Source organism: Falsiroseomonas stagni DSM 19981 (assembly GCF_900114315.1).
Taxonomy (GTDB): Bacteria; Pseudomonadota; Alphaproteobacteria; order Acetobacterales; family Acetobacteraceae; genus Falsiroseomonas; species Falsiroseomonas stagni.
On sequence record NZ_FOSQ01000001.1, the window covers coordinates 755,408 to 773,660 of the forward strand.

At 70.1% G+C, this 18,253-nt stretch carries 16 protein-coding genes; 3 read left to right on the forward strand and 13 right to left on the reverse strand.

Going from position 1 to position 18,253, the window contains the following annotated elements:
- Window positions 1–204: 204 nt before the first annotated feature.
- The 3 genes from BM041_RS03545 (at window position 205) to BM041_RS03555 (ending at window position 3,627) form a co-directional block, all read left to right on the forward strand.
- Window positions 205–1,440, forward strand: a complete 1,236-nt coding sequence (locus tag BM041_RS03545) for an argininosuccinate synthase (RefSeq protein ID WP_092955532.1) — start codon at window positions 205–207, stop codon at window positions 1,438–1,440.
- Window positions 1,441–1,689: 249 nt separating this feature from the next.
- On the forward strand, window positions 1,690–2,676 hold the full coding sequence (locus tag BM041_RS03550) for a hypothetical protein (RefSeq protein WP_092955535.1): 987 nt from the start codon (window positions 1,690–1,692) through the stop codon (window positions 2,674–2,676).
- 261 nt (window positions 2,677–2,937) lie between these two features.
- Window positions 2,938–3,627 (forward strand): leucine-rich repeat domain-containing protein, encoded by a 690-nt coding sequence (locus BM041_RS03555; RefSeq protein ID WP_456303955.1) that lies wholly within the window; start codon window positions 2,938–2,940, stop codon window positions 3,625–3,627.
- Between the two features lie 348 nt (window positions 3,628–3,975).
- On the opposite strand, the gene BM041_RS03560 is transcribed toward BM041_RS03555, so the two are convergent.
- From BM041_RS03560 to BM041_RS03620, 13 genes are all read right to left on the reverse strand, one after another.
- Entirely contained in the window at window positions 3,976–4,878 is a 903-nt protein-coding gene (locus tag BM041_RS03560) for a lipid A biosynthesis lauroyl acyltransferase (protein ID WP_245761909.1), read from the reverse strand.
- A complete protein-coding gene (locus BM041_RS03565; RefSeq protein WP_092955540.1) occupies window positions 4,875–5,897 on the reverse strand; it encodes a zinc-binding dehydrogenase in 1,023 nt (340 codons plus the stop codon). The genes BM041_RS03560 and BM041_RS03565 overlap by 4 nt, the downstream gene beginning before the upstream one ends.
- The gene (locus tag BM041_RS03570; protein ID WP_092955543.1) at window positions 5,897–7,162 is read right to left on the reverse strand and encodes a beta-ketoacyl-ACP synthase; all 1,266 of its coding nucleotides are present in this window, start codon (window positions 7,160–7,162) and stop codon (window positions 5,897–5,899) included. Before BM041_RS03570 ends, BM041_RS03565 begins: the two co-directional genes overlap by 1 nt.
- Window positions 7,159–8,361: a beta-ketoacyl-ACP synthase gene (locus BM041_RS03575; RefSeq protein ID WP_092955546.1), complete on the reverse strand. Its 1,203-nt coding sequence runs from the start codon at window positions 8,359–8,361 to the stop codon at window positions 7,159–7,161. The genes BM041_RS03570 and BM041_RS03575 overlap by 4 nt, the downstream gene beginning before the upstream one ends.
- Before the next feature lie 18 nt (window positions 8,362–8,379).
- On the reverse strand, window positions 8,380–8,835 hold the full coding sequence (locus tag BM041_RS03580; RefSeq protein WP_092955549.1) for a 3-hydroxyacyl-ACP dehydratase FabZ family protein: 456 nt from the start codon (window positions 8,833–8,835) through the stop codon (window positions 8,380–8,382).
- Between the two features lie 30 nt (window positions 8,836–8,865).
- The gene (locus tag BM041_RS03585; RefSeq protein ID WP_092955551.1) at window positions 8,866–9,156 is read right to left on the reverse strand and encodes an acyl carrier protein; all 291 of its coding nucleotides are present in this window, start codon (window positions 9,154–9,156) and stop codon (window positions 8,866–8,868) included.
- Window positions 9,157–9,316: 160 nt separating this feature from the next.
- Entirely contained in the window at window positions 9,317–10,651 is a 1,335-nt protein-coding gene (locus BM041_RS03590; protein ID WP_092955553.1) for an LLM class flavin-dependent oxidoreductase, read from the reverse strand.
- A 5-nt stretch (window positions 10,652–10,656) separates the two neighbouring features.
- Window positions 10,657–12,684: a hydantoinase/oxoprolinase family protein gene (locus BM041_RS03595; RefSeq protein WP_092955556.1), complete on the reverse strand. Its 2,028-nt coding sequence runs from the start codon at window positions 12,682–12,684 to the stop codon at window positions 10,657–10,659.
- Window positions 12,671–14,437, reverse strand: coding sequence for a hydantoinase B/oxoprolinase family protein (locus BM041_RS03600; RefSeq protein ID WP_217648601.1), 1,767 nt, complete (start codon window positions 14,435–14,437; stop codon window positions 12,671–12,673). The genes BM041_RS03595 and BM041_RS03600 overlap by 14 nt, the downstream gene beginning before the upstream one ends.
- Before the next feature lie 5 nt (window positions 14,438–14,442).
- Window positions 14,443–15,417 carry an ABC transporter ATP-binding protein gene (locus tag BM041_RS03605; protein WP_092955562.1) on the reverse strand — a complete coding sequence of 325 codons (975 nt, stop codon included), beginning with the start codon at window positions 15,415–15,417 and terminating at the stop codon, window positions 14,443–14,445.
- Window positions 15,414–16,427: an ABC transporter ATP-binding protein gene (locus BM041_RS03610; protein ID WP_092955565.1), complete on the reverse strand. Its 1,014-nt coding sequence runs from the start codon at window positions 16,425–16,427 to the stop codon at window positions 15,414–15,416. Before BM041_RS03610 ends, BM041_RS03605 begins: the two co-directional genes overlap by 4 nt.
- Window positions 16,427–17,287, reverse strand: a complete 861-nt coding sequence (locus BM041_RS03615; RefSeq protein WP_092955567.1) for an ABC transporter permease — start codon at window positions 17,285–17,287, stop codon at window positions 16,427–16,429. The genes BM041_RS03610 and BM041_RS03615 overlap by 1 nt, the downstream gene beginning before the upstream one ends.
- Window positions 17,274–18,251, reverse strand: a complete 978-nt coding sequence (locus BM041_RS03620) for an ABC transporter permease (RefSeq protein WP_092955570.1) — start codon at window positions 18,249–18,251, stop codon at window positions 17,274–17,276. Before BM041_RS03620 ends, BM041_RS03615 begins: the two co-directional genes overlap by 14 nt.
- Window positions 18,252–18,253 lie beyond the last annotated feature (2 nt).

The following is an 18,253-nucleotide window of genomic DNA, read 5'->3' on the forward strand; positions in this document are numbered from 1 at the left end:
CGCCGGGAGACTGCCGGAAGGGGGGCGGCGGCGGCAAGGGTGAGCCCGGGGAAGGCGCCGCCTTCCCCGTACCGCATCCGCCAGGGGGCAGAGCCCCCTGGACCATCATCCCCCGCCCTTGCCGTAACGCCCCCGGGACGGCATCTTCCGCCCCCTTTCCGGGCGCCCCCTTCGGGGCCTTCCCGGCCTGCCAGGGGACTCCCGATGCGTGTGAAGGACGTGAAGAAGGTCGTGCTCGCCTATTCCGGCGGGCTCGACACCAGCGTGATCCTGAAGTGGCTCCAGACCACCTACCAGTGCGAGGTGGTGACCTTCACCGCCGATCTCGGCCAGGGCGAGGAACTGGGCCCGGCCCGGGACAAGGCCCTGCTGCTGGGCATCAAGCCCGAGAACATCTTCATCGACGACCTGCGCGAGACCTTCGTGAAGGACTTCGTCTTCCCGATGTTCCGCGCGAATGCGCTGTATGAGGGGATGTACCTGCTGGGCACCTCCATCGCCCGCCCCCTGATCGCGCAGCGCCAGATCGAGATCGCGGAAATGGTCGGCGCCGACGCCGTCGCCCATGGCGCCACCGGCAAGGGCAACGACCAGGTCCGCTTCGAGATCGGCTACTACGCGCTGAAGCCCGACGTGAAGGTCATCGCCCCCTGGCGCGAATGGGACCTGACCAGCCGCACCGCGCTGATCGCCTTCGCCGAACAGCACCAGATCCCCATCGCCAAGGACAAGCGCGGCGAGGCGCCCTTCAGCGTCGATGCCAACCTCCTCCATTCCTCCAGCGAGGGGAAAATCCTGGAGGAGCCCTGGGACGCAGCTGACGAAATGGTCTGGCAGCGCACGATCAGCCCGACCGACGCGCCGGACAAGGTGACGGAAATCACCATCGAGTTCGAGCATGGCGACGCCGTCGGCATCAATGGCGAACGCCTGTCGCCCGCGACGCTGCTGACGAAGCTGAACGCGCTGGGCAAGGAGAACGGGATCGGCCGGCTCGACCTGGTCGAGAACCGCTTCGTCGGCATGAAGTCCCGCGGCTGTTACGAGACCCCCGGCGGCACCATCCTCTATGTCGCGCACCGCGCGATGGAGTCGATCACGCTGGACCGCGAGGCCTGCCACCTCAAGGACAGCCTGATGCCGCGCTACGCGGAGATCATCTACAACGGCTTCTGGTTCAGCCCGGAACGCCGGATGCTGCAGGCGCTGATCGATGAGAGCCAGAAGAGCGTGACGGGCACGGTCCGCCTCAAGCTCTACAAGGGCAACACCATTGTCAGCGGCCGCAAGTCGCCGAACAGCCTGTACTCCATGAAGCACGTGACCTTCGAGGACGACCAGGGCGCCTACGACCAGTTCGACGCCCAGGGTTTTATCAAATTGAACGCGCTGCGCCTTCGCCTGGGCGCCATGGCCGGCCGCAAGGGCGGGGCGCTGTAGCACCGCAGGGGGGCTTTGCCCCCCTGCACCCCCTACCAGGAGCCTGAGGCTCCTGGACCTCCCTTTATGGGACGCCTTCGGCACTCAGCGTCGATTTTCAGGAGTTGCGGGCGGTTTCGGCGGGAGGGCGCGCGGCGCCATTGATCGTGGCAAGCGCCAGGGGCATCGTATAGGCCTCTGCGGCAAGCAAGCCACAGGTCGCGCCGCCGGATTCGGATCGCGGCATGGTCACATCGTCCGGAACCTCCGATGCCGCTCTCCTACGGACCGCCGGACGAAACGCTGAGCCGCGAGCTGCGCCAGGTCGCGGAGGCGGCCCGTGCGGTAATCGCGACGCTGGCCAAGTTGAACGTCATCCCGCCGGATTTCCCGAAGGCTGCGCTCCACGATCTCTGCACGGCGCTGACCGCCTTGCCGGAAGGCACGGCGGAGAATTGCCGCCCGCAGCTGGAGTTGGCTCGCAACGTCCTGCCAAAGCTTCGGCGGGAGCATTTCGGCATCGAGGGCGAAGCCGCCGCCACCACGCCCGAGGAGGACGAGCAGCCCCGCTTCACCCGCGGCATGATGCTCGATCAGCAGGTGAACGGGTTGCTGGCTGCCGTGACGACCGCCCTCGACGAATACCGGGCGCAAGCCGGGCTGGTCGTCGAGGATGTGGTGCGGCCCGATGATGTTGCGGTGCCCACGGCCACGGCGAGGCTTGGCGGTGTCGAAGCCCAGACCGATCAGGTGGTGGGCCGCCTGCGCCAGGGTGTCGAGCAACTCGATAGGCGTGGCGTTTCCGCGACGGAGCCGGGCGATCTGCTGCGCCGGAGCCTGCGCGACAGCGAGAACCTGGCCCTGGCCGCTCGGTCCCAATTGCGGCAGCGGAGCACAGTCGCGCGCTGGTTCGACAGCGTTTCGGCTGCCTTCCGCCGGACCCCCGATCTGATCGAAGCCGCCGGCCGTGGATTGAGCGCCGGCGCCAACGCCGCGGAACCCCTAGGCCGATGGCTGGTGGACTACCTCACGGAATGGGTCGGGACGACGGTGCGGCTGACGCGTGATCTGGGCGATGCCCTGCAGGAATCAGCGCGGCGCCTACGGGACGCCTCGCCTGCCCGTCCGTCGCCGAGCCCGTCGCCACCGGAACTGGAGGCCCAGGACCTCGCCGAACTGGCGCGGCTTGGCCTGCCGGTAAGCGACGATCCGCTGCGCCGGGGTGGCCTTGTTATCGAGGCGACCGCTGCCTTCTAACCTGAGAGCTTTGCGCGCGCTGATGGTCCGTGGACCCGGGTCGCCCCGCGCATCACCTACGCGCGCTTCGTATACCGAAGGGACTTCGTTGACCTGGCGCCGCTCGCCCGGCTTACGGCGCTGCAGAGCCTGGACGTACCGGGCATTGGGGTTGCAGATCTGGCGCCGCTCGAACAGCTCACAGCCCTGCAGAGCCTGAACCTATCGGGCAGCCAGGCGGCAGATCTGGCGCCGCTCGAACAGCTCACAGCCCTGCAGAGCCTGGAACTGTCGGGCAGCCAGGTTGCAGATCTGGCGCCACTTGCCAGCCTCACCGCCCTGCAGAGCCTGGGCCTAGCGAGCACTGGAGTTGCACATTTGGCGCCGCTCGTGCGGCTCACAGCCCTGCAGCACCTGGACCTAAACAGCACCCGGGTCGCCGATCTGGCGCCGCTCGTTCGGCTTACTGCCCTGCAGAGCCTGGACCTGGCGGGCACTGGGGTTTCAAATCTGGCGCCGCTTGCCAGCCTTACCGCCTTGCAGAGCTTGGACCTGTCGAGGACTAAGGTCACCGATCTGGCGACACTCGCCCACCTCACAGCACTGCAGAGCCTGAGCGTATGGGAAACCGGGGTTGCCGATCTTGCGCCACTCGCCCGTCTCACTGCGTTGCGGAGCCTGAACCTGTCATTCACCCTGGTCGCCGACCTGGCGCCGCTTGCTAGCCTTACCGCCCTGCAGAACCTGGATCTGGCATTCACCCGGGTCGCCGATCTCGCGCCGCTCGCCAGCTTCACCGCCCTGCAGAGCCTAGACCTGTCGGGCACCCGGGTCGCCGATCTGGAGCCGCTCGCCAGCCTCACCGTCCTGCAGCGCCTGCGTCTGTCGGGCACCCAGGTCGCACCTGAAGTGCGCGCTACCTTCATCGCCGCCCGGCGCGCGCGCGGCCTGCCGGTGCTGCTGACCGAATGAAGGCTGCGCCGGCCCGTGGGGTGAGGCCGCACCGCCCGGGGGCTGAAAGATCCGAGCTACCCCGTCGCAACAGGGGCCTAGTCGGGCGCACCGAGCAACCTGCTCGTGACAGCCCGGCACTCCCCGAACTCCCCCGATTTCCCTAGCGCTCACGACCCCGTTCGCGCTACGTTCCATCCGCCACCACCCGACCCGCGCCCGCCGCCATGCCGCTCACGCATGACGTGGGGCGCAAACCCCGCGCATCTGGAATTGCCCCGCCGCCGGAGCCCCCGCGAAAACGGTGCTAAACGCACCTAATCGGCATAATCGGCTAAATCCGCAGTAGTCCTAAAAATTGTGGCAGCCTCAGTCCCGCCAGCGCCGGTGCTGCCACAGCCACTGCCCCGGATGCTCCCGGATCCACCCCGCGACGATGTCGTTCATCAACTGCGTCGCCGCCTGGATATCCACCTGGCCCTTGGCATCCCGCGGCAGCACGATCGCCTCCGTCAGCTCCAGCCGGAACCGCCCGCCCGGGAGCCGGATCGCCCGCGCGCCATGCACCGGGCAGTCGAAGCGGCGGGCCAGCCTGGCCAGCAGCGGGTTGGCGGCGGCGGTGCGGCCCAGGAACTCCACCTTCGGCCCGCGCCCGAAGCGCTGGTCGATCAGCATGCCGAGGTGCAGGCCCTCATCGAGTGCCTCCATCATGCGGATCGGCGCCGAATGGCCGGCGGCGATCAGCGTGCCCATCACGCCTTCCCGCATCGCCAGGATGTCCCGCGCGATCGCCTCGTTGTTGGGCCGGCGATAAAGCGCGGCGGAGGCCAGGCCGTTGCGCTGCGCCGCGACAGCCGGCAGTTCCCAGTTGGCGAGGTGGGCCGCGAAGAAGATCGCGGGCTTGCCATCGTCGCGCAGCCTGACGAAACGCTCGATGCTGTCGGGCGGCAATTCGATCCGCCCCGCGCCGGGGTTCTCGATGTCGAAGTCCCAGAGGTCGCCGAGATGGACGTATTCGCTCGCCGTCCGGCCGAGATTTTCCCAGCTCTCCCGCAGGATCGCCGCGCGTTCGGCGGCGCTCTTCTCCGGGAAGGCAGCGTCGATATTCTCCCGCGCGATCCGGTTCGCCGATGTCAGCGGGCCGAGAATCCGTGCCGCCACGGCGCCGATCGCCCCCGCGCGGTCAGGCCCCAGCGCCTTCACCACCGCGAAGCCGCCGCGGATCAGCGCGGCCAGCGCCTCATCGCCCAGACGGCGAAGGGCACTACTCACAGCGTGACGACGATCTTCCCGAAGACCCGGCGGGATTCCAGCCGTTCCAGCCCTTCGGTGAAGCGCTCCAGCGGCACGACGGTGTCCAGCACCGGCAGGATGCCCTGCGCCATCTTGGCCAGGCCGTCCGACACGTTGCGGATGGCACAGCCGAAACTGCCGAAGATGTGGATCTGCCGCTGGAAGATCATCATCAGGTTGGTCTCGGCCGAGACGCCGGAGGTGCTGCCGCAGGTGACGAGCCTGCCACCCATGCGGAGGCTCAGCAGCGACCCCGCCCAGGTCGTCGCGCCCACATGCTCGAACACCACGTCGACGCCACGCTTGCCGGTCACGCGCCGTGCAACCGTCGAAAAATTCTTCTCCGTGTAGTTCACGGCATGATCGGCGCCGAGTGCCAGCGCCTTGGCACATTTCTCGTCATCGCCGGCGGTGGCGATGACGGTGCAGCCGAGTGCCTTGGCGACCCGGATGGCGACCGACCCGATGCCCGATCCCGCGGCCTGCACCAGGATGGTCTCGCCCGGCTTCAGCTTCGCATTGTCGAACAGCATGTGCTCGACCGTGCCGAAGGTGACGGTGGCGCAGGCCGCATCCTCGAAGGACACGCCATCGGGCACGCGGACCAGCAGGCGGGCGGGGACATTCGCCTCCTCCCGCGCGAAGCCGTCCACGTGGAAACCGGCCACGCCCTGGACGTTCTCGCAATGGTTGTCGCGGCCTTCGCGGCATGCGGCGCAGGTGCCGCAGGTGCGCGCGCCATAGGGCACGACGCGATCGCCGGCCTTCCAGCCCGTCACGCCGGGGCCGATGGCGATCACCTCGCCGGAGGCTTCGGCACCCACCGCCAGCGGCAGCTTGCGCTGCGCGAAGGCCATGCCGCGCCAGCCCCAGACATCGATGTGGTTGAGTGAGATGGCGCGCAGCCGGATCCGCACCTCGCCCTCGCCGGGCGGCGGTGGCGGATCGATATCCTCGATCCGGAGGTCACGGTCGCCATGCAGCCGCAGCGCACGCATCAGGCAGGGGCCCCACTCAGCACGAGACACACATTCTGCCCGCCGAAGCCGAAGCTGTTGGAGAGCACGTTCACCACCTTCGCGGGCCGCGCGACATTCGGCACCACGTCGAGCGTGATGGCCGGGTCGGGCTCCACGTGGTTGATGGTCGGCGGCAGCATCTGGTCGCGGATCGCGAGCAGGCTGAACGCCGCCTCGATGGCGCCGGAAGCGGACAGCGTATGCCCGATCATCGACTTGTTGGAGGAGATCGGCGGCGCGTCATTGCCGAAGACGGCGCGCATGCCGAAGGTCTCCATCTTGTCGTTCTCCGGCGTCCCCGTGCCATGCGCGTTGACGTAGGAGATGTCGGCGGGCGTGAGGCCCGCATCCTCGATCGCGTTGCGCATGGCGCGGATCACCGCGCCGCCATCGGGGTTGGACCGCGTGCGGTGGAAGCTGTCCGACTTCTCCCCGCAGCCCCGCAGCACGCCCAGGATGGTGGCGCCGCGCGCCGTCGCATGCGCCAGGCTTTCCAGCACCAGGCAGGCCGCGCCCTCGCTCATCACGAAGCCACCGCGGGATTTCTCGAAGGGGCGGGATGCGCCGGTCGGGTCCTCGTTGCGCGTGGACAGCGCGGAGAGCAGGGAGAAGCGGATCAGCGCCTCCGGCTGCACCGTGCCATCCGCGCCGATGGCGATTGCGGCCTCCGTCTCCCCGCGCTGGATCGCCTCGACGCCCAGTTGGATGGCGGAGGCGCCGGTGGCGCAGGCGGTGGAGATGGCGATGGGCGCGCCGCGCGTGCCGAAGCGCGCGGCCAATTGTTCGCCGATGCCCGCGAAGGCGGTGGTGCGGTAGAGGTCGTCCCGCCCGGCGGCGGCTTCCGTCAGCGCCTTGTAGCTCGGCGCGTCCTCCCCCGTCTCGGCGGCCAGGCGGAAGCGGCCGGGCCATTCCAACTCGACCGGCGGCATGCCGAGCATCAGCGGGCCGGGGAAGGGGGAGGGCAGGCCGGATTGCGCCAGGGCTTCCTCCGCCGCCCGCTGCGCCATCAGCCGCACGCGGTCGGAGGAGGTCAGCACCTCGCCACCCGCTTCCTCCGGCAGGTCCACGGTGCCGGCGATGGTGGTGCGCAAATGGTCGGTCGGGAAGCGGGTGATGCGGCGGATGCCGGACCGGCCCGCCAGCAGCGCGGCCCAGTTGGCCTCCACGCCGAAGCCCAGCGGCGTGACCAGGCCGATGCCGGTGACGGCGACGATGGGGCGGCCGCGGTGGTCCGTGGTGTTCATGGCTGATCCTCCGCCGGGATCGCCTGGAGATGGGCAAGCGCCTCGCCCCGCCAACCCGCGAAGCCCGTGACCAGGATGTCGGTGAGGGGGCCGTCGAAGGCGGCCTCGCCATCACCCATGGCGGCCGGCAGCACGCCATCGGCCAGCGCGAGGGCGGCCAGCGCGACGCTGCCCGGGAAGGTCGCCTCCGCGCCCCAGCCGAGGCGATTGCCTGCCGCCCGCAGCGCGACGGGCCGGCCGAGCCCGGCCAGGAAGTCCCGCTCCGCCTGCACCGGCCCCGCCACGCCCGTGGCGCCGGAGATCACGGCAAGCCGCCCCGCCGGCAAATCGAGCCGCGCGAAGGCCCGCGCCGCCGCGGCCGCGCTGCCATCGGCGCCATCCCGCCGCGCCTGTTCGCAGGCGACGCCCCGGATGCGCGCCAGGCCCCGCGCGCCCCGCACCCGGGCGGCTTCCGCCGTCTCCAGCACCAGGAAGGCGCCGAGCGTACCGGGAATGGCGCCCGGCGCCGCGCCTCGGTCGAAGACCGGCGCCCAGCCCGGCGCCCGGCGCATCAGCCCGCCGGCGTGGTAGAGGATCATCAGGTCCCAGCGCGCGGCCACGAAGGCGCCGCCCACCAGCGCCGCCTGGCCGCGGCCTTCCGCCAGCCGGGCGGCGGCGACGCGCACCGCATCGGCGCCGGCCTGTTCCTCCCCCATGAAGGTGCGGGAGGCACCCGTCACGCCATGGACGATGGAGATGTTGCCCGCCAGCAGGTTGGACAACTGCGCCAGGAACAGCGTGGGCCGCAGGCCGCTGGCCAGCATCTCGTTCAGCTTCGTTGCGGCCTCGGCCGGGGGCAGGTGGCCCAGCGCCGCGACCACGCTCTCATCGAGGGCCATGTCACGCTCGCCGCCGCCGGCGGCGACGATCAGGTCCATCTCCGCCACCAAGCCGCGCGCGCCGGCATCGTCCAGCGCCAGCCCGGCGGCATAGGTGCCGAGGCGCTGCCAGGGCTCCATCTGCCGCTGGTCGCCCTTCTTGGGGATCTGCCGGTCAAGTTCCAGCGCCGGGCCGGGATGGATGGCGAAGGGGGCGTAGGTCGCGTCGTCCAGCGCGGGCGCCGCGCCGGCCAGCATGGCGGCGCGATGCGCGTCCCGGCCCTCTCCGGCCGCGGACACCAGGCCGACGCCGGTGACCCAGATGGGGGAGGGATTCGTCATCTCAGCTGTGCCCCACCTTCAGCTATGCCCTGGCAGGCCGATCCGCTTCGCCGTGGCGGTCATCGCCTCGCGCAGCGCCTCGGCGGGGAAGGGCATGATGCGGTAGGTGATCTCGGCATCCGCGATCCGCTTGCCGCCGGACAGGATGCGCGCCTCGGCCACCGCGAAGCCCGATCCGTCATGCGTGCGCTTCGCCTCCACCACCAGGGGCGCGCCGGGGCCGACGAAGCCGCGGAACTTGGCCTCCCGCACGGTGGAGAGGAAGGGCATGCGCTGCATCCCCTCCAGCGACAGAATGAGCCAGCCGCCGGCCTGGGCCATGGTTTCCACCAGCAGCACGCCGGGCACGATGGGGTAGCCGGGGAAGTGGCCCTCGAAGACGGGGCTCGCATCCGGGACGTGGCTTTCCACCACGATGGAATCGGGGCCGAGCGACACCACCCGGTCCACCATCTGGAAGTATTCGAGGCGCATGGTTTCAGGTCCGCGGGCAGGCCGCCGGGTTCAGCCCTTGGCCGCCTTCGCCGCCACCAGTTCCTCGATCCGCAGCGCCAGGTTGCCCATCACGAAATACTGCTCGGCCGGCGCGGTGCCGGCGTTCACTTCCTGCGTCCAGGCTTCCACCGGCACCTTGATGCCGAAGGCCTTGTCGATGGCGAAGACGATGTCGAGGAAGTCCAGGCTGTCGATGCCGAGGTCGTTGATGACATGCGCCTCCGGCGTGATGGAGTCGCGGGCGACCTCGCTGTTCTCCGCGATGATGTCGGCGATGCGGTCGAACACGGGGGAGGTCATGGGGCGTGCTCCGGGGGGGCGGCCAGGGGGCGCCAAGGGGGATGTCAGGGGTTTGGGCGCGGTTTGGCGCGATCCGGCGGGCTTGTCCAGCATCGGCCGGAGGCAGAGGCCGGGCAGGGGACGCCCGGCCCAGGGAAAACAGGGGCTTGGCCGGCCGCCGCTATTTCACCTCGTAGCGATTCGGCGGGATCGGCAGGCCCAGATGGTCCCGCAGCGTGGTGCCGGCATAGTCGGTCCGGAACAGGCCGCGCCGCTGCAATTCCGGCACCACCTGCCCCACGAAGCGCTCCAGCGGCGCGGGGTAGTAGGGGGAGAGCAGGGTGAAGCCGTCGCAGGCGCCCCCCTTCACCCAGTTCTCCATCGTGTCCGCGATCCGGGCCGGCGTGCCGACCAGCAGGTGATGGCCGAGCGACGTCGCCAGGTAGCGGGCCACCTGGATGATGGAGAGGTTCTCCCGCTTCGCCTTCTCCACTAAATGCTTCTGCCGGGCCTGGGCGGCGTTGGAAAGCGGCAAGGGCGGCAGCGGCGCATCCGGCGGATACGCGAAGATGTCGAGGTCCCCGCAAAGCCGGGCCAGCAGGCGCATCGAATTCTCATCCGCCAGCAGCCCCTGCAATTCGCGGTAGCGGGCCTCGGCCTCCTCCTCCGTCGCGCCGATGATGGTCATCAGCCCCGGCATGATCTTGATGTGGTCGGGGTTCCGCCCGTGCTTCGCCGCGCGGGCCTTGAGGTCCGCGTAGAAGGCCTGCGCCTCCCCGAGGTCCGACTGCGCGGTGAAGACCAGATCCGCGGTGCGGGCCGCGAGGTCCATGCCGGGGCCGGAGGACCCGGCCTGGGTGATGATGGGCCGCCCCTGCGGGCAGCGCGCGATGTTGAGCGGCCCGCGCACCGCGAAATGCTTGCCGCGGTGGTTCTGCAGATGGACCTTGGCGGTGTCCACATAGATGCCGCTGTCCTTGTCCCGGATCAGCGCGCCATCGCCGAAGCTGTCCCACAGCGCGGCCATGACGTCGAAGAACTCCTCCGCCCGCTCATAGCGCTCGGCATGGGCCATGTGATGGTCGGCGCCGAAATTGCCGGCCTCATCCTCGATCTGGGAGGTGACGAGGTTCCACCCCGCGCGGCCATTGCTGATGTGGTCGATGGAGGCGAAGCGGCGGGCGAGGTTGTAGGGCTCGTTGTAGGTGGTGGTGGCTGTTGCGATCAGCCCGATGCGCTGGGTGATGACGGCCAGCGCGGAGAGCAGCGTGGTGGGCTCCAGATAGGCCGTGCGGCCCTGGCGCGGGCGATAGGGCCCGGCACCGTCCAGCGACGCGCTGCCATTCACCGCCACCGTGTCCTGGAAGAAGATCGCGTCCAGCTTCCCGCTCTCCGCCACCTGCGCGATGTGGGCGTACTGGCGAAAATCCATGTCGCATTCCGGCACGGCTTCCGGGTGCCGCCAGCCCGCGGAATGGCTGCCCGGCGTGAACATGAAGGCGGCGAGGTGCATCATGGTTTTCAATCCCGGCGCAGCAGCAGGGCGCCGCTGGGCAGTGCCTCCGCCGTCCAGCCGGGCGGCAGCAGGGTGGTGGCATCGAGCTGGGTGAGGATGGCGGGGCCGGCGATGCGGTCGCCGGCGCCGAGGCTCGCGCGGTCGTAGAGCGCGGCGTCCGCGGTGCCCGCGGGCAGGTGTACGAGATGGGTGCCGATGGGTGTGGCGCCGGTGCCGGGCGGCAAGGATTGCGCGGCGGGCGGCGGCAGCGTGCCGACAGCTTCGAGGCGCAGCGTCACGATCTCGGCGCGCCCTTCCGGCAGGTCGAAGCCGTAGAGCGCGCGATGCGCGGCGGCGAAGTCGGCGGCGGCGTGCGACAGGCCGCGCCAGGGCACCGGAAGTTCCGCGCCCTGGCCGGCGTAGCGCATCAGCGCGACGGGGGCGGTGGCGCGCGCGGCGTGCGGGATCGCTTCCTCCTCGAACCAGGCATCGGCGTCCGACGCCAAGGCGGCAAAGGCCGTGTCGATGGCGGCGGCTTCCTCCGCCTGGCCGGGCAGAACGGATCGGCTGAATTCCGCCCGCATGTCGGCGAACAGCAGCCCCTGCGCGCAGAGCACGCCGGGGGAGGGCGGCACCAGCACCTGGCGGATGCCGAGCATCGTCGCCAGCGCGCAGCCATGCAGCGGCCCCGCGCCGCCGAAGGGCACGAGGGTGAAGTCGCGCGGATCATGTCCCCGTTCGACGGAGACAACGCGCAGCGCGCCGACCATGTTGGAATCGACAACAGCTAAAATGCCTCGCGCGGCTTCATGCAGCGGCAGGCCCAGCGGTTCCGCGACGCCCTGGCGCACGGCGTCTTCCGCCGCCGCGACATCCAGCGTCATCCGGCCGCCGAGCAGCGAGGGCGGCAGGTGGCCGAGCACGACATGCGCATCCGTCACGGTGGCGAGCGTCCCGCCCCGCCCGTAGCAGGCGGGGCCGGGCTGCGCGCCGGCACTCTCCGGCCCCACGGCCAGGGCGCCGTCCCGCGTGACGCGGGCGATGGAGCCGCCGCCGGCGCCGATCGTCACCATGTCCAGCATCGGTAGCGGCAGCGGCCAGTCGCCGACGGAACCGCGCTGCGTCAACGCGATGGCGCCGTCCTTCATCAGGCAGATATCGGCGCTGGTGCCGCCGATATCGACCGTGAGGATGTTCGGAATCCCCGCCGCCGCCGCGACCGCCCGCGCGCCCACCACCCCCGCCGCGGGGCCGGACAGCGCGGTGACGGCCGGCGCGCGGCGGATGGAGGAAGCCCCCGCCACGCCGCCATTCGACTTCATCAGCAGCAGCGGCGCGGCGATGCCGTCCTCCGCCAGGCGGCGTTCCAGCCTTTCGACATAGGTCGAGACGGCGGGCATGACCTGCGCGTTGAGGATGGCGGCCAGCGAGCGTTCGTATTCGCGCACGACCGGCAGCACATCGACGGAGGCGGTGATGGCGATGCCGGGCAACGCCGCGCGCAGCATCTCCGCCACGCGGCGTTCATGGGTGGCGGTGGTGAAGGCGTGCAGCAGGCAGATGGCGATGGCGGTGACGCCGGCCTCCCGGCACGCCTCCGCCGCGCGGTGGACGCTCCCTTCGTCGAGCGGCAGCAGCACGCTGCCATCGGCTGCGATGCGCTCCGTGATTTCGAAGACGCGCGATGGCGGGACGGGGCGCCGCGGCTTGATCCAGGCGTGCAGGTTGGCGCGGCGGGGAATGTCCTGCCGGCCGATTTCCAGCACATGCCGGAAGCCCGCCGTGGTGATGAGGGCAGTGCGCGCGCCCTTGCCTTCCAGGATCAGATTCGTCGCGATGGTCGTGCCATGCAGCACGCGGCCGATGCGCGCGGCGTTCTCGCTCGCGGTTTGCAGGGCGAGGCGCACGCCGTTCTGGAAGGCCTCCGACGGATCATGCGGGGTTGAGGGTGTCTTGGCCGTCCAGGCACGGCCCGTGGCGGCATCCTGCAAGGTCACATCGGTGAAGGTGCCGCCGATATCGACCGCGACCGAGAGCGGATCAGTCGAGGGCATCGGCGTAGCTCCCGCGATGGAAGGCGAGCGTGGCGGGGCGGTTGGCGCGCAGCGCCTCGGTCGCGGCTTCGTCGATGGCGCGGCCGGTGATGACGACGCCGTAGTCGGCACGCGCCGAGCCGGCGCTGATCAGGCCGCCCAGCACATCCTCCAGCACCGCCTCCGCCGGCCGGTCGAAGGGATGGCCGCGGCCACCGCCGCCGCCGGTCTCGATGCGGAGGATATCGCCGCGCACCACGCGGTTGCCGTCCGAGAGCGGCTTCAGCACGCGTTCATTCGGCAGGCCGGGGTTGAGCACCACACGGCCCGGCCGCCCGGATTGCCCGCCGGCCGCGCCCCAGGGCGGATTCTCCACGCCATCGAGGCGGACGGCGAGGATCGATTCCTCGGCCATCACCTCATATTCCCGGACGATCCCGCAGCCCCCGCGGAAGCGGCCCGGCCCGCCGCTGTCGATGTTCAGCCCGTATTCGCGGAGCCGCACGGGGTATTCGGTCTCCAGGAACTCAACCGGGTAGTTCTCCTGCGCCACGAAATAGACGCCATCGATCCCATCCGCGAAGCCGCGCGCGCCATAACCGACGCCGAGGCCATCGCTCATCAGGAAGTGCTTTCCGCCGATGGTGCCGCGCAGCAGCATGATGACATAGGCCGCGTGGGCTGCCGGCGCCTCCCCGCCCGCGACGGAGACGAGGCCGTTCAGCGCGGCCAGCATCCGCATCATGGTGAGGCCGCGCATGCCGAGCGCGGCGGGGAAACGCGGGAAGAGGAGCGAGCCCTCCCGCAATATCACCTCATCCAGCGATCGCGGCCCGCCCGCATTCACGACCTGCGTGGGATCGCCGCCAAGGAAATAGAGGCCGAGCGCCATGCCCGGCACGTCGGGGTTCATCAGGAAGTTCACCGGGCCGACGGACTGGTCATCGGTCTCCGACGCATCGAGGATGAGCCGGTCGTCGGGCGTGCGCGTCAGCGCGAAGCGGAGCCTGAGCGGGCCGCTGCCATGGCCATCGCCATCGATGCGGTCGGTGAAGCGGTGCGTGCCGATGGGAAAGGTCTCCATCAGTCGCCCGCGCACCGTGTCCCGCGTGCGGGCCAGCAACTGCGCCAGCGCATCGGCCAGCACATCGGCGCCGAAATTCGCCGCGATCTCCTGCATCCGCGCCACGCCGAGTTCCACGCTCGCCATCAGCGCCCGCGTGTCGCCCTGCGCGGTGCGAGGGTAGCGGGAGTTGCGGTAGAAGATCGACAGCGCCGCCTGGTTCACCGTGCCATCGCGGATCAGCAGCGTCGGCGGGATGATGACGCCCTCGTGGAAGATTTCCGTGGCATCGGGGCTGATGGAGCCGGCGCGGAGCCCGCCGATATCGGCGAAATGCGCCCAGCCCATGACGAAGGCGACGCGCTTTCCGTCGAGGAAGACGGGCGCGAGGAAGACCTGGTCATTCGAATGGCTCACGGCGCCGCGCGATCCGTAGCAGTCATTGTACCAGTAGAGGTCGCCCTCCCGGATCGTCTCGATGGGAAAGTCGCGAAAGACGGGGCCGCAGATGTCGCCGAAGACGGGGACGTTGGAGCCCACCGCCATGACGCCATCGGCATCGAAGAGGGCGGTGTAGAAATCCTTCTTCTCCCGGATGAAGGCGGACATGGCGGTGCGCTCGATCAGCGCCTCCATCTCCGCCTGCGCGGCGCGGATGGCACCGCGGATGATTTCCAGCGTGACGGGGTTGCAGGGGCGGGGCGTGGTCATGGGCCTCATACCAGATGGCAGGCGGCAAGGCGGCCTGGCGCGATGCTGCGCAGCGGGGGCGCTTCCTCCGCGCAGCGGGGGATGGCGAGGGGGCAGCGGTCGTGGAAGGCGCAGCCGCTGGGCTGGTTGACCTGGTCCGGCAGCCCGCCCTGGATGGGCAGCGCGCCGCGGTCCTGGTCCACGCGCGGCACCGGCACGGCGGCGACCAAGGCGCGGGTATAGGGATGCGCGGGCGATGCGATGATCTCCGCCGTCGGGCCGCTTTCCACGACGCGGCCGAGATACATCACCGCCACATCCTCACAGACATAGCGGATCAAAGCGAGGTCGTGGCTGATGTAGATGGCGGCGAGCTGCAATTCGTCCCGCGCGCGGCGCAGCACGTTCAGCACGCCGGCGCGCACCGAGACATCGAGCATCGAGACCGGTTCATCCGCGATGATGGCGCGGGGATGGGCGACCAGCGCGCGGGCCAGCACCACGCGCTGCAACTGCCCGCCGGAGAGTTCATGCGGATGGCGGTCGAGATAGGCCTCCGCGGGGTCGAGGCGGACGCGCGCCATGGCTTCGCGGATGCGCGCATCCTGCTGGTCGGCGGGGATGCCGAAATTGCTCAGCGGCTCCGTCAGCGTGCGGCGGATGGTGAAGCGGGGGTTCAGCGCATCGAAGGGATTCTGGAACACCAGCTGCACGCTGGCGCGGAAGGGCAGCAGCGCCTTGCCGTGCAGCGCCGTCACATCCTGGCCGTCGAAGAGCACGGCGCCCGATGTCGCTTCCTCCAGCCGCAGCAGCAGCCGCGCGGTGGTGGTCTTGCCGCAACCGCTTTCGCCCACGATGCCGAGCGCGCGACCCGCGCCGACGCCGAGCGTGACGCCATTCACGGCGCGCACCATCGGGCGGCGGCCCCGCAGCAGGTCGGACAGGCGGCGGGAGGCGGGAAATGCCTTCACGAGGTCGTTCGCTGCGATGACGTGGCTCATGCGACCACGCTCGCCCAGGTCGCGGCCTGCGCGGCCTTCGGGCGCAGTTCCGTGGCTTCGGAGACGCGCCAGCAGGCGGCGTGGTGGTCCGGCGATTCCGCGACCAAGGGCGGGTCATCGGCGCAGCGCGCCACGGCGAAGGGGCAGCGCGCGGCGAAGCGGCAGCCGGCGGGCGGGTTGAGCAGTGACGGGGGCGAACCCTCGATCGGGACGAGTTCGCCGCCGGCGCGATCGAGATCCGGGAAGGCGTTCATCAGGCCCATCGTGTAGGGGTGCAGCGGCGCTTCCAGCACCGCGCGCACCGGCCCCGATTCCACCACGCGCCCGGCATACATCACCACCACGCGGTCGCAGGCATAGGCGACGACGGCGACATCATGTGTCACCAGGATCATCGCGAGGCCGAGCCGCGCCTGGAGTTCCTTCATGACGTCCAGGATCTGGCGCTGCACGATGACGTCCAGCGCCGTCACCGGTTCATCCGCGATCATCAGCGCGGGCTCCAGCGCCAGCGCCAGCGCGATGGAGGCGCGCTGCCGCATGCCGCCGGAGAATTGGTGCGGCCAGTCCCGCAGGCGCCGGGCATCCAGCCCGACCAGCCCGAACAGCGCCGCCGCCCGTTCGGCCGCAGCTTGGCGGGACAAGCCGCCACGCTCCGTCAGCACCTCCATCAACTGCGCGCCGACGCGCTGCACGGGGTCCAGCGCATTCATCGCGGTCTGGGGCACGAAGGACAGGCGCCGCCAGAGCAGTTCCTTCCGTTCCTTCGCGGACAGGGCGACGAGGTCCCGGCCCTCGAACACCGCCGAGCCCGCGGGGATGCTGGCGCTGCGCGGCATCACACCCATCAGCGCGCGGCCGAGCGTGGATTTGCCGCAGCCGCTTTCGCCGACCAGACCCACGATGGAGCCCGCCGGCACGTCGAAGTTGGCGCCATCCACGGCGCGGACGGGGCCGGCCGCGGTGGCGTAGTGGACCGCGAGATCGCGGACGGAGAGCAGCGCCGCCATCAATCCCCCAGCTTCGGAAAGAGCAACTTCTCCGACCCCCGGCTGACCAGGAACCCCGCCAGCACCAGCGCCACGATGCAGAGGCCGGGCGGGATGAACCAGTTCCAGGCCTCCCGCGACAGGGCCTGGTTGGCGAAGGCGTCCTGCAGCATCAGGCCCCAGGAGATGGCGGCGGGATCGCCGAAGCCGAGGAAGGAGGCCGAGGCCTCGGTGAGAATCGCCCAGCCGACCGCGATGGAACCATAAAGCGCGGCAAGCGGCGCGACCTGCGGCGCGATATGGACGAAGATGATGCGCATCGGCGAACAGCCCGTGACTCGCGCGGCTTCCACCCAGCCGCGCTCCCGCAGCGACAGGACCTGGGACCGGATGACGCGCGCGGTGTTAGGCCAGAGCAGGAGGGCGACGGAGGCCACCAGCGTCGTCGTCCCCGGGCGGGTCAGCGCGGAGATCACCAGGATGAACGGAAGAAAAGGCAGGCCGAGCACGATGTCGGAGACGCGCATGATGATGCGGTCCACCCAGCCGCCGAGATAGCCCGCCAGCAGCCCCATCAGCGACCCCAGTACCACCACGCAGAAGGCCGCGGTGACGCCAACGGTCAGCGCGGATCGCGTGCCGTGGACCAGCTGGGAGAAGATGTCCCGCCCGCCCGCCGTGGTGCCGAGGTAATGCGTGGCGGAGGGCGGCAGGTAGCGCGCCACGCGATAGGCGCCGCTGAACAGGATCTGCCGCGGATCATGCGTCGCGATCTGGTCGGCGAAGATCGCGAGCACGATGAACAGCGCATAGATGCCGATGCCGACCAGCGCGAAGGGCTGGCTGCGCAGGAAGCGCCACACCGCCTTAGCGCCGGGCACCGACGGACACCCTCGGGTCGAGCCAGGCGTAGAGCAGGTCCGCCACCATGTTCATTGTCACCAGCACCGCCGCGATCAGGATGAAGGCGCCCTGCGCCAGCGGATAATCCGCCCCCTGCACGGCGGAGACCAGCACGCGGCCGAGCCCGGGCCAGGAGAACACCGTCTCGATCACCACATTGCCGCCGAAGGAACTGCCGAGGCCGAGCGCGAAGGCCGTCGCCACCGGCAGCAGCGCGTTGCGCGCGGCGTGGCGCATGACGATCGCCCAGCGCGACAGGCCCTTCATGCGCGCCATGACGATGAATTCGTCATTCAGCACTTCCAGCATCGTTGCCCGCATCAGCAGCAGCGGCAGCCCTTGCAGATACAGCGCGAGCGTCAGCGCGGGCAGCGTCAGGTGCCAGAGGAAATCGGCCGAGGTCAGCCGCGCCCATTCGGAGGTGAACTCGGACCCGGCTTCGTTCGCGCCACTCGACGGAAAGATGCCCCAGGCGAAGCTCAGCCAGGCCAGCAGGATCATGCCGAGCCAGAACTCCGGTGCCGCGCGCGTGATCAGCGCGGCGGGGATGGCAATACCCTCGGTGACCGACCCGCGGGCAAACGCAAGAAAGGCGCCGGCGATGATGCCGAAGGCGTAGGCGACGACAAGGGCCGTGACGGTCAGCGCCACCGTGTTCGGCAGCGCGTCCAGCAGGATGTCCAGCACCGGCTTCTTCTGCAGGAACGACACGCCGAGGTCGCCACGCAGCAGGCTGCCGAGATAGAGCACGTATTGCTCCGGCAAGGGTTTGTCCAAGCCGAAGGAGGTGAGCAGCGCCGCGCGCATCTCCTCGCTGAAGGATTCCGAGAGGAAGTTCAGCGTGGGATCGCCCGGCATCAGCCGGAACATGATGAAGGTCAGGGACGCCACCGCCCAGAGGACGAAGGCGGCGTGCCCCAGCCGCCCGAGGACGCGCTTCAAGA

What these genes read in the sequence shown, in the direction of transcription:
- BM041_RS03545 (WP_092955532.1), top strand. Translation starts at nt 205, where the DNA reads ATGCGTGTGAAGGACGTGAAGAAGGTCGTGCTCGCCTATTCCGGCGGG.
- BM041_RS03550 (WP_092955535.1), top strand. Translation starts at nt 1,690, where the DNA reads ATGCCGCTCTCCTACGGACCGCCGGACGAAACGCTGAGCCGCGAGCTG.
- BM041_RS03565 (WP_092955540.1), bottom strand. Translation starts at nt 5,897, where the DNA reads ATGCGTGCGCTGCGGCTGCATGGCGACCGTGACCTCCGGATCGAGGAT.
- BM041_RS03570 (WP_092955543.1), bottom strand. Translation starts at nt 7,162, where the DNA reads ATGAACACCACGGACCACCGCGGCCGCCCCATCGTCGCCGTCACCGGC.
- BM041_RS03575 (WP_092955546.1), bottom strand. Translation starts at nt 8,361, where the DNA reads ATGACGAATCCCTCCCCCATCTGGGTCACCGGCGTCGGCCTGGTGTCC.
- BM041_RS03580 (WP_092955549.1), bottom strand. Translation starts at nt 8,835, where the DNA reads ATGCGCCTCGAATACTTCCAGATGGTGGACCGGGTGGTGTCGCTCGGC.
- BM041_RS03585 (WP_092955551.1), bottom strand. Translation starts at nt 9,156, where the DNA reads ATGACCTCCCCCGTGTTCGACCGCATCGCCGACATCATCGCGGAGAAC.
- BM041_RS03590 (WP_092955553.1), bottom strand. Translation starts at nt 10,651, where the DNA reads ATGATGCACCTCGCCGCCTTCATGTTCACGCCGGGCAGCCATTCCGCG.
- BM041_RS03595 (WP_092955556.1), bottom strand. Translation starts at nt 12,684, where the DNA reads ATGCCCTCGACTGATCCGCTCTCGGTCGCGGTCGATATCGGCGGCACC.
- BM041_RS03600 (WP_217648601.1), bottom strand. Translation starts at nt 14,437, where the DNA reads ATGACCACGCCCCGCCCCTGCAACCCCGTCACGCTGGAAATCATCCGC.
- BM041_RS03605 (WP_092955562.1), bottom strand. Translation starts at nt 15,417, where the DNA reads ATGAGCCACGTCATCGCAGCGAACGACCTCGTGAAGGCATTTCCCGCC.
- BM041_RS03610 (WP_092955565.1), bottom strand. Translation starts at nt 16,427, where the DNA reads ATGGCGGCGCTGCTCTCCGTCCGCGATCTCGCGGTCCACTACGCCACC.